The 10295-nt window shown below is 49.0% G+C and carries 10 protein-coding genes and 2 pseudogenes; 1 reads left to right on the top strand and 11 read right to left on the bottom strand.

All coding sequences use genetic code 11. The features are described from left to right. Positions 1 to 4: 4 nt before the first annotated feature. From bcp to BWK47_RS17355, 6 genes and pseudogenes are all read right to left on the bottom strand, one after another. Positions 5 to 487, bottom strand: coding sequence for a thioredoxin-dependent thiol peroxidase (gene bcp, locus BWK47_RS00405; protein WP_162327141.1), 483 nt, complete (start codon positions 485 to 487; stop codon positions 5 to 7). Positions 488 to 706: 219 nt separating this feature from the next. Further along, positions 707 to 1552: a M56 family metallopeptidase gene (locus BWK47_RS00410; protein ID WP_162327142.1), complete on the bottom strand. Its 846-nt coding sequence runs from the start codon at positions 1550 to 1552 to the stop codon at positions 707 to 709. Further along, positions 1552 to 1974, bottom strand: coding sequence for a BlaI/MecI/CopY family transcriptional regulator (locus tag BWK47_RS00415; protein WP_162327143.1), 423 nt, complete (start codon positions 1972 to 1974; stop codon positions 1552 to 1554). Before BWK47_RS00415 ends, BWK47_RS00410 begins: the two co-directional genes overlap by 1 nt. 116 nt (positions 1975 to 2090) lie before the next feature. Beyond that, positions 2091 to 2885, bottom strand: coding sequence for a precorrin-4 C(11)-methyltransferase (cobM, locus tag BWK47_RS00420; protein ID WP_162327144.1), 795 nt, complete (start codon positions 2883 to 2885; stop codon positions 2091 to 2093). Positions 2886 to 3142: 257 nt separating this feature from the next. Next, on the bottom strand, positions 3143 to 3316 hold the full coding sequence (locus BWK47_RS00425; RefSeq protein ID WP_204250437.1) for a hypothetical protein: 174 nt from the start codon (positions 3314 to 3316) through the stop codon (positions 3143 to 3145). A 41-nt stretch (positions 3317 to 3357) separates the two neighbouring features. Beyond that, positions 3358 to 3525: pseudogene (locus BWK47_RS17355) on the bottom strand (DUF6883 domain-containing protein); the annotation flags it as partial. Positions 3526 to 3732: 207 nt separating this feature from the next. Between BWK47_RS17355 and BWK47_RS00430 the strand changes: the two are divergent. Beyond that, positions 3733 to 4038, top strand: a pseudogene (locus tag BWK47_RS00430) (transposase); the annotation flags it as partial. A gap of 115 nt (positions 4039 to 4153) precedes the next feature. Here the strand turns inward: BWK47_RS00430 and BWK47_RS00435 are convergent. The 5 genes from BWK47_RS00435 to infB form a co-directional block, all read right to left on the bottom strand. Beyond that, on the bottom strand, positions 4154 to 4576 hold the full coding sequence (locus BWK47_RS00435; RefSeq protein ID WP_010871329.1) for a hypothetical protein: 423 nt from the start codon (positions 4574 to 4576) through the stop codon (positions 4154 to 4156). 49 nt (positions 4577 to 4625) lie between these two features. Further along, positions 4626 to 6866 (bottom strand): glycogen debranching protein GlgX, encoded by a 2241-nt coding sequence (gene glgX / locus BWK47_RS00440; RefSeq protein WP_162327146.1) that lies wholly within the window; start codon positions 6864 to 6866, stop codon positions 4626 to 4628. Next, complete coding sequence (locus tag BWK47_RS16765) at positions 6854 to 7081, bottom strand: hypothetical protein (protein WP_204250438.1); 228 nt, start codon at positions 7079 to 7081, stop codon at positions 6854 to 6856. Before BWK47_RS16765 ends, glgX begins: the two co-directional genes overlap by 13 nt. Beyond that, on the bottom strand, positions 7050 to 7718 hold the full coding sequence (locus tag BWK47_RS00445; protein WP_162327147.1) for a glutathione S-transferase family protein: 669 nt from the start codon (positions 7716 to 7718) through the stop codon (positions 7050 to 7052). Before BWK47_RS00445 ends, BWK47_RS16765 begins: the two co-directional genes overlap by 32 nt. Position 7719: 1 nt before the next feature. Beyond that, positions 7720 to 10295, bottom strand: a 2576-nt coding sequence (infB, locus tag BWK47_RS00450; protein WP_237269720.1) for a translation initiation factor IF-2, incomplete at its 5' end; no start/stop codon positions are given.

Below are 10295 nucleotides of genomic sequence, written 5' to 3' on the forward strand. Positions count from 1 at the left end.
TTAACTAATCAGCGCTATTCAACTGTTGCAATTTCTCCAATACCTTTTCTGCGTGGCCCTTAACCCGCACATTAGGCCAAATGTGGGCAATATTCCCCTGGGGATTGATCAAAAAAGTAGAACGAAGAATGCCTTCATACTCTTTGCCCATAAACTTTTTCGGTCCCCAAGCGCCATAGGCTGCCGCTAATTCGTGTTCCGGATCACTGAGCAGTTGAACGGTTAAATTATGCTTGTCAATAAATTTGCCGTGACTTTTTTCCGAATCCGGACTAACACCGACAACAACAGCATTTAGATCTGTAAATTCCGGTAACTTTTCGCTAAAACCTATCGCTTCAGTGGTGCAACCGGGGGTGTTGTCTTTGGGGTAAAAATAAAGGACTAACCACTGTCCCAAAAAATCATCGGAGGAAATTGTTTTCCCCTCAGCATTGGGGGCGGAGAAAGTCGGGGCTGGTTGATTAGTTTCTAAGGCAGTGGCCATGTTAAAAAAATTCTTAGATGTCTTAAGAGAAATGATCTTGGGAACTTTTACAGGAGTGATAATTGTTATACCAATTCGTTAAATTCCAGCGACGTATCAAGAGATATCCCCCCTAGCACCCCTTGAGAAGGGGGGAAGCCGATAGGCGGGGGGATTAGGAATCGTATCTATCATTTTAAAATTTGGTATTACTTAAAATCTCACCTGAATAGCTTGAACTTACTTTATATGTAAAGGAATCAAAATCAGGGGCAAAATGGCGATCGCCAGCAGGAGGAAAGCTCCAACCCAGCTAGCTAAACGGTGGGAATTCGGGGTAATGGAGAAACCTAGTAAATGGTCAATGCGGGCTAGTAAGCGGTCTTGCTGACCGGAGAAGGGCACTGCCAAGGGAATAGGATTGGCCACCATGGAATTTTGGGCCACTAGGGCCAGGGCTTCCGCCAGCACCAAGGGATCACAGTTTTTTGCCCCATGGCGATCGGCTCGACATTCCCTCTGCCACAGTAATTCCTGCCATAAAGATTCCGTTTCCGGTAGCCAAAAAGTTAGGCGACGCAGGCATCCCAACCAGAAAAACGTCCAAGTATCCCGGTAAAAACGATGGGCATTTTCATGGGCTAAGACCGCATTTACCTGTTCCGGAGACAGCAATTTCAATAAACCCTGACTTACCACCAGTTCCGGTGACCATAATCCCACCTGGGCACTGTAGGGAAAAGGAGTATCCAAAAGACGAATTTTTTGTCCCTGCCAATCGGCCAAGGGGTGAACTTTTACCGCCGCCAACGTTTGCCAAGTTTGCCAGGTAAGGTTGGCAACACAAACTGCTGTCCAGAGCAAAAATAGCCAAGCGAGAAAGTGACTGCCCATGCTAGCGGGGAAGCCAAACATCCAACCACAACCCATCCAGGCGATCGCCATGCTAGTGGTAATCAACAGTAGGGGGGGAAGGGCAAAAAAGCCTAACGCTATGGACCAAGACAATCCGCCCGGCCAGCAACGAATGGCCCAACGCAGGCCAAAGGCAATTAAAACTGCAATGGCAAACAAAATACTGTGCATTATTTCTCCTCCTGTCGCTGTTGTCGGGCCGCCCGCAAACGATCGGCGATCGCCGTTAACTGGTCAATGCTGGCGGTGTCCAAACTATCAGCAAAGGCCGCCACCACATCCGGGTTACTAATGGCCAAAAATTGTTGCAACTGCTCATAGGACTGTACTGCCTTAGCCTGCTCCGCGCTCACCCTTGCTGTCCAAATGAAAGCCTTGCCCTGGCGATGGCACACTAACCAACCCTTTTTGGTAAGTCGATTTAGCACTGTGGTCACCGACGAATAGGCCAACTCCCGATCAGGGTCGCTCAAAATGCGATCATGGATATCTTTCACCGTGGCCTGGCCCAATTGCCAGATAATTTGTAAAATTTCCTGCTCCAGGGGGCCCAGGGACAATTGTTGGGGACGGTAGGGGGGAATCCAACTCATGGGGAGGAGAAAATACTAATTCTTTTTGGAGGGAATAACTCCCACCACTAATCCTAACTTCCCTCAGGAAGAAAACAAGGTATGAAAGCAAAAATATCCTCAGACTTAACTGGTTGTCACAATAGGGGACGGACTGGGCGGAATAAATGGCTATGGTCGGGATGATAAAGGCGCGATCGCCTGGGTAAATTGGTCTTTAAAGCTGGGCTAATCAGGTAAAGGGTGGTGCGGATTAAATTTTCCCGCAAACTTAAGGCTGCCATTTCTGCCAAGGGCACTAACCAAATCTTTTCATCGGGCCAACCCACCCGAAAACAAACCGCTACGGGAGTGTCGCCGAGATAATGCTCTAACAATTGGTTCTGAGCTTTTTCCACATGGCGCGCCGCCAAATATAATCCCAGGCTAGCTTGGTGATAAGCCAAACTTGCTAATTCTTCCCGTTCTGGCACCGCCGAAGCCGCACCACTAATGCGGGTTAGCACAATGGTTTGCACGAGATCAGGCACCGTAAGTTCACAGTTTAAGATCGCCGCCGCCGCTTGAAAGGCGCTAATGCCCGGCACACAAACAAAGGGAATATCCGCTTCCCCCAGAGCTTGCATTTGTTCGTGGATGGCGCTGTAGAGAGTGAGATCACCGGAATGGAGCCGCACCACAATCTTGCCTTGGCGCACCGCTGTGATCATCAAAGGCACAATGGTTTCCAAGGTTTTATTCCCGGTGGCAACACATTCCGCCTGGGGTCTGACGTCCGCCAACATTTGTTTGGGCACCAGGGAATCGGCATAGAGGACTAAATCCGCCGCCTGCAAAAGCTTTTGCCCCTTAATGGTCAATAAATCCGGATCACCGGGGCCCGCCCCAACAAAATAAACCGCCGGAGAAAAAGAAGAGTTTTGTGAATCCATGAAGACGTTTTTATAAAGATTATCTGGGAGGTACAAGAAAAACAAATAGCATTTATCGATAACTATAAATTGCGTAAAATTTTCACAATTAAGACTATTTTAAATATTTAGTTTAAATACCTAAATTGTCATTTTCGCTTTTATTATCATAGAAAATTTTATTATTGGTCTTTGTTGAACTCATATGAACATTTTTTGCCCATTTAAACCTTTGTTATTTCGCTCTGATTTAATATGAGTAAAATGCGGGAAGCGTATTATTTTTTTGCCACTTTTTGAATCTGATATTCTGTAACTTCTACCGTGTCATTCGGAATTAATCCCTCAATGCTGTAACCATATTCTTGACCATTTAAACCCGAATAATGCTCAACCACAACACCAGTTTGATACCGGGTCAAACCATACTCAGGAATATCTTCCGTTAACATTACTTTTGAAAAGAGTGGGTAAATCATATTGCTATACGAAGTTATGCGGTTAAGAGAGTGACAAGGCGAGTATCGGTCTCTGTAACAATCCAAATAGTTTTCACATTGAGACACTTACCGTTAGGACCTTTGAGAAAAACAATAATTTCATATTTTTGACCAAATTGGGTTTTCCTAGTGGAGATGGCCTCCAGGGTCAGAATTTGTTGGCGTGGATCCTGCTCTAATTGACACTAGTTAGTTTGAGTATAACCAGCTCTAGCTAAATATTGAGACTTATAGCTAATTTAGCTATATAGAGCATGATTTTAGTGCATTAAAGAGAGCGAGAATGCACACACTTCCTGGTACTAGCATAGATAAAGTTATTGAAGATTATTGCATAGTCTAGTGCCTCATAGTTGTACTAATTAACTATAATTGCACCAATGATCTTTACAGAAAGCTTGAATGCAGAAGGCTTTGAAGGATGGTTGAGAGTGTATCTTTTAGCATCACTCAGCATTCCATCAGTCTTAACAATGGATAATGCTTCCATTCATCGTAAAAATGCCATTAAAGAATTGGTTAAAGAAGCCGGTCATGAGGTTGTATTTTTACCGAAGTACTCTCCTGATTTAAATGATATTGAGCATGATTTTAGTGCGTTAAAAAGAATCAGAATGTATGCCCCTGTCGGAACATCTCTTGATGAAGTGATTCGGTCTTATTGCATCGTTTAGTGCTTCACTCTTATTTGAAATAAGTATAACTATAATTACATATTTAATGCTAAGATTGCTAGAGATTTCCAAAAAAGCGAGTGTAACAATGTTAGATAAACTACATTGTTCAAATTTAGGGAAATTTATAAATAATACCACCGGACTCACTAGCTTCAAATGTGGCATTGAACTCAATCGCCTTTTGGTCCAAATATTCTTTGGCTTCCTTACCATCAATTTCTGCGGCCTTGCAAAACTGTAAAACCGTAATGGTGTTTTTATTTTCCTCCAGAATTTGGAAGAAAATTTTTCTGAGGTTCTCCGAGGTCGCCATAGTGATTTGTTGTTGTTGCTTTCTGCCATCATGGACCGCACTCCAGAGTAGCCCACCCCCCAGGGCACTCATGGGCAGGGAAAAAATCATCAGAGCCGCCGCCGCTCCATCCCGGTCTTCCTGGGACTTAGTGGAGTCGAAAATTTCCACCACACAGTAGAGCCCCAGGGGAATTCCCAGGGAAAGCAAAAGAAAAGCCACAATTTGTTTGATTAATCTCATGGTTCCAATGGGCTAAAAAGTTAATTGGGCAAAAACTCAGTAAATTAGACTATTTTGCCATTAACACCACAGAAGAACGGGGCTGAACCCAATATGTTTCTCCCTCAACCGGAGAGGCGATCGCCGGCTCCTGGAAATCCAACGGAGTTGGTAAGTAGGTATCCACCAGTCGATGCCAAATCAAACCATCGTTTAGAGGGGGCAATTCAAAATTCAGCGGTTCCCAATAGGCATTAAAGATCAGATGGAGAATTTCCTCCGCTCCTGGATGGAATAGGGTGACCGCCAAAGTATGAGAAGTGTAAGACCAATCGGGCTGGGCTAGTTTCACTCCATGCCAAACCACGCAGGAGCCCGGTAAATCCTTAGTTGCTTTAAGATACATTTCCCGCAGAGCCGCTTCGTCCACTGGAGGGAGAGGTTTATAAACGAGTTCTTCCCCGTCCTGGCCATCCCCATCGGAGCCTTCATTTTCGTCAGGAAAGCGGGGTAAGGCGAAATTTAACACCGGCAATAAACTTTCCTCAAGAAATAGGGATAGGCTTTGGGTCAAAGCAATAATGCCCCGCAAAAAGTGAGTTTCATCGCTGTGGGTTTCTTCGCCACTCCAGTCGAACCAACTTAGTTCGTTATCTTGGCAATAGCCGTTATTATTGCCCTGCTGGGTTCTGCCCACCGGATCTCCCATCAGCAACATCGGCGTACCCTGGGAAAAGAATAAAATAGTTAGAAAGTTTTTAATTTGCCGCAGTCGCAGTTGATTAATTTTGGGGTCATCGGTTTCCCCTTCCACGCCACAGTTCCAACTGAAATTATCATTGGTCCCGTCTCGGTTCTTTTCTCCGTTGGCTTCGTTGTGTTTTTCGTTGTAGGAAACCAAGTCTACCAGGGTAAAACCATCATGGCAGGTGACAAAGTTGATACTGCGGTTAATATCCGTATCTTGGCGATAGTAAATGTCGGGGCTACCTAGTAGGCGGCTAGCCAATGCTGGCACTGCGCCATTATCCCCTTTGACAAAGCGACGCACATCGTCCCGAAAAGGACCATTCCATTCCGCAAACCAGTCTGCCAACTCCACAAATTTACCGACGCTGTACAGTCCCGCCGCATCCCAAGCTTCGGCGATCAATTTAGTACCGGCTAAAATCGGGTCAGATTCGATCGCCCAGATGATGTTGGCGGTGGCAATTTCACTACCATGGAGGGGCACTCCTTTGGTATCTCGCACCAGTACGGAAGCCAAATCAAAGCGAAAGCCATCCACATGCATTTCCGATACCCAGTAGCGCAGGGAATCAAGGATTAGACCCCCCACCACGGGGTGATTAGCCTTAACGCTATTACCGCAACCGCTGTAGTTGCTGTAGGAACTTTTATCTTCATCGAGGATGTAATAGGTTCTGTTATCAATGCCCCGGAAGGAAAGGGTGGGGCCATTTTCGTTGCCCTCCGCAGTGTGGTTAAACACCACATCTAAAATTACCTCTATGCCCGCTTTGTGCAGGGCTTTGACCATGTCCCGAAATTCGTCTACCACTTCCAGGGGATCATCGGCAGCACTGTAGCCTTGGTGGGGCGCAAAAAAGCTGATGGTACTATAACCCCAATAGTTGGTCAGCCCTGGTTGGGCATCTTCAGGGTCAAAATAATGCACCGGTAATAATTCCACCGCTGTAATGCCCAATTCCTTGAGGTAGGGAATTTTTTCAATTAATCCTGCATAGGTGCCCCGTTTGCTTTCGCTTAAACCCGAATTAGGGTTGCGGGTAAAGCCCCCAACGTGGAGTTCGTAGATAATGCTGGCGGCGTAGGGCGTGCGGGGGGCATGGTCATCCTCCCAGTCGTACACACTGGTGTTCACCACCACGCTGCGTAGGGCCTGGGCGCAGTTATCTCCGGGGGCCATGGCTGCTTTGCGGTCGTAAATATCCTTACCGGCGATCGCCTTGGCGTAGGGGTCGAGCAAAACTTTGTCCGGGTCAAACCGATGGCCCTTTTCCGGTTCGTGGGAGCCATCAACACGGTAAGCGTAAACCTGCCCCGCCTTTAAACCTTCCACAAAAATATGCCAGTAGTAGAAAGTCCGATTTTGCCCTCGATGAAGCTCAATGGTTCGGGCCGGTGCCGGATCATTCGGGCGATCGAACAATAATAGGGTCACTTTTTCCGCATGCTTGGAAAACAGGCAGAAATTAACCCCGTCGGCATAGACCGTTGCCCCCAAAGGAAAGGTTTGGCCAATGCGGACATCGGTGGACAGGTTGGGAACAGATATCAACTGTGGCACAGGCAATTCCAAAAATTGTTCAGATTCTTTCCCTTAAAACTAGCAAACCTTTGAAAAAGGGAAACAATGGCGATCGCCCTTGTCATGGCCGGATGTTTTTTCCCCGTGGTGGAAAGTTGGTTTGGCCCTGGCAAGCAAAAGGGGTGATTAAAACTTTCTGGCACACCCAGTTTTTGACGCTCCTTAATCCAGACCCGGCGGCAACGGTTCCCCACAAATTAAATGGATTTCCTTGATGCGCTCAAACAACCAAGGTACGGACTCTCGATATTCCAGTAACAATGCCAAGGGACTAAGCAAAGCGGCGGCCGTTAGGTCTGCTATGGTCAACTGGTCACCACAAAGATAGGGCTGATCTTGCCAAACAGATAGAACCCGGAAAGCCAGGGCCAATCGTTTTTTCGCTAGGGCAACGGTGGTGCCATTGATGTTGTACTGACGGCGGACAATTTGAATGACCATCTGACTGGCAAGGGATGGGTCAATGGCCTTGCCTGCCCCAGCTCGGTAATCGTAATAAACAAACCGGGTTGCCGTACCAATGCTTTCATCCAACCAATCCTCCAGCCACTCCGCCCTCAATCTCTGTTCCGCTTCCAGGGGAAATAAACGGCGATCGGGGGAAAATTCCTCTAAAAAGCGGAAAATCTCGCTGGAATCACTGATACATTCCGGTTGTCCTGGGAGTTCTGGACAAAGTACTGGCACCGTAGTGGTACCGGTCTTGGGTTTAAATTGCAGAGCATGGAAACCGGGAGTTAAATTTTTAACTCGGTAAACAATGCCCTTATAACCCAAGGCCAGCCTAGCTTTGCGGCAGTAGTGGGAAGTGCTGAATTGGAGCAACAACATCCTAGGTGGCCAACGTCCGACGCTTCATGGTCATTTCATAGGCTTCGATGATGTCTCCTTCCTTCCAGTCGTTGAACTTGCTACAGCCAATGCCGCACTCATAGCCAGCATTAACTTCCCGCACGTCCTCCTTAATCCGTTTGAGGGAATCGATGTTGCCTTCAAAGAGCACTTGGTCACCCCGGCGCACCCGCAGGTTACGATTCCGGATAATTTTGCCTGATTGCACGTAACAACCGGCAATATTACCCCGACCCACGGGGAAGACAGCCCGCACTTCCGCTGTTCCCAGGGAAGACTCAATTTCTTCGGGATCCAAGAGACCTTCCATCGCTCCTTGGATGTCATCCAGAAGCTTATAGATAATGTCGTATTCCCGAATGTCCACCCCTTCCTGGTCGGCGGCCTGACGGGCTCCACTGGCCAAGGTGGTGTTGAAGCCAATGATGATTGCTCCACTGGCGGCGGCCAAATCCACATCGGTTTCCGTTACTTCCCCTGGGGACGCCAACAGGACTCGGATCTGTACTTCCCCTTGGGGTAACTGTTCCAAGGAGCCTAAAATAGCCCCCAAGGAACCCTGTACGTCTGCCTTGAGGATGATGTTGAGTTCCTTGAGTTCCCCTTCCTGGGCCTGGGCCGAAATACTGCTGAGGGTAACCTTACGGGAAGACATGGCCTGTTGCAGACGGGTTTGACGGTCTTCCATGGCCCGGGCTTCCGCTTGCAGACGGGCATCTTTTTCGTTGGTAAAGACTTCAAATTCATCCCCGGCGGCGGGCACATCCCCTAAGCCAAGGATCTCTACTGCAAAGGAAGGACTGGCTTCCTCGACTTTGTCGCCCCGGTCGTCGATCATGGCTCGGATTTTGCCGTACACAGCCCCCACCACAATGGCATCCCCAACTCGGAGAGTACCGTTTTGGATCAAGAGGGTAGCCACAGGACCCCTCGTGCGGTCTAGGTTAGCCTCAATCACGGTGCCTTTAGCCTGACGGTTGGGATTAGCAACGAGTTCTTCCACTTCCGATACGAGCAGAATCATTTCGAGCAAGCCATCCAGGTTATCTCCGTTGAGGGCACTGACGGGCACCATGATGGTGTCTCCCCCCCATTCTTCAGCCAGGAGGCCAAGTTCGGACAATTCCTGCTTAATGCGGTCGGGATTGGCTTCAGGTTTATCGACTTTGTTGATGGCCACAATTAGGGGAACCCCGGCGGCCTTGGCATGGCTAATGGCCTCTTTGGTTTGGGGCTGGACGCCATCATCGGCGGCTACCACCAGAATGGCAATGTCCGTAACCTTGGCTCCCCGGGCCCGCATGGCGGTAAAGGCTTCGTGGCCAGGAGTATCAAGGAAGACAATCTGTTCGGTTTTGTCGTTGTGCTCCACTTCCACGTGGTAGGCACCAATGTGCTGGGTAATACCCCCCGCTTCCCCTTGGGCCACCTTGGTTTTGCGGATGGAGTCCAGCAACGTGGTTTTACCGTGGTCCACGTGACCCATGATGGTAACCACAGGGGGACGACGTACGAGGTTGTCCAGATCCGCTTCGTCGAGCATTTCTGTGGTTTTAGCGGCGGCGGCGACCCTTTCAGGGGTTTCCACGGCCACTTCAAAGGATTCGGCCACCATACGGGCGGTTTCTTCGTCCAAGGTTTGGGTAATTTGCACCGCCACCCCTTTGAGGAAGAGCCGTTTGATGATGTCTGTTTCGGAAATTTTTAATAGATCCGCCAGATCCCGGACAGTCAAGCTCCGGTCCAACATGATCACTTCGGGTTTTTGCACCACTTCCTTCCGGTCCCGGCGATCGCCACGACTGCGGGAACTACCACCAACGCTACTACCCGCTTCGGATTTGAGGGTGGGCTTTTTAACCTTGGCCACGGTGGGGGTGCTGGGTTTGGCCGCCAAGGATTTTGGTTTAGGTGGACGGGCAATGGAAAGACTAACCAGGGTAGGCTTGGGTCCATTATCCCCATCTATATCCAGGTCATCGTCATCGTCGTCCATTTTGGGCCGGCGTTTGCCCTTGTTGGCCGCTTTGGCCTTATTGGCTTTTTCGTCTTCATCATCTTCCCACTGATCTGGTTTACCCAAACGCGGAGGAGTAGGACGCTTCAGCTTGGGCTTGGGTTTCTCTGTGGAGAGCAGATCAGCATCATCGGCATCGTTGTCCCCATCGACCCCTTTGCCCCGACTAAGGGGCGGAAATTCCAGCAATTCTGGTAAGTTTTCGTCCTCTTCAGGCCGGGGGGGCTTGGGCCGGCGCAATTCTACCTTGGGCTTAGGTGGTTCCGGAGCGGCGATCACTACCTTCTCTTCCCTGTCACCGGGGGAGCGGGCTTGACCCCGATTATCCTTCAAACTAACAATTTCCGGACGGTTAACCTTAGGTTTAGCGGGGGCAGGGACAGCGGTTTTGTTGGGACTGGCTGTTCGACCAGGGGGCCCTGCCAAACGGGGGGCTGGAGCCGCTTTCTTTGCAGGAGGAGTAGGGAGAGCTGGCTTACTGGGGGGAGATTGCAAACTGGGCACTGGGGGCGGTGCCAAAGGCTGGGTGGGGGGGGCAA

Source organism: Synechocystis sp. CACIAM 05 (assembly GCF_010222815.1).
In the GTDB taxonomy this organism is placed as follows: domain Bacteria; phylum Cyanobacteriota; class Cyanobacteriia; order Cyanobacteriales; family Microcystaceae; genus Synechocystis.

What these genes read in the sequence shown, in the direction of transcription:
- cobM (WP_162327144.1), bottom strand. Translation starts at nt 2,885, where the DNA reads ATGGATTCACAAAACTCTTCTTTTTCTCCGGCGGTTTATTTTGTTGGG.
- bcp (WP_162327141.1), bottom strand. Translation starts at nt 487, where the DNA reads ATGGCCACTGCCTTAGAAACTAATCAACCAGCCCCGACTTTCTCCGCC.
- BWK47_RS00445 (WP_162327147.1), bottom strand. Translation starts at nt 7,718, where the DNA reads ATGTTGTTGCTCCAATTCAGCACTTCCCACTACTGCCGCAAAGCTAGG.
- BWK47_RS00425 (WP_204250437.1), bottom strand. Translation starts at nt 3,316, where the DNA reads ATGTTAACGGAAGATATTCCTGAGTATGGTTTGACCCGGTATCAAACT.
- BWK47_RS00435 (WP_010871329.1), bottom strand. Translation starts at nt 4,576, where the DNA reads ATGAGATTAATCAAACAAATTGTGGCTTTTCTTTTGCTTTCCCTGGGA.
- BWK47_RS00415 (WP_162327143.1), bottom strand. Translation starts at nt 1,974, where the DNA reads ATGAGTTGGATTCCCCCCTACCGTCCCCAACAATTGTCCCTGGGCCCC.
- BWK47_RS00410 (WP_162327142.1), bottom strand. Translation starts at nt 1,552, where the DNA reads ATGCACAGTATTTTGTTTGCCATTGCAGTTTTAATTGCCTTTGGCCTG.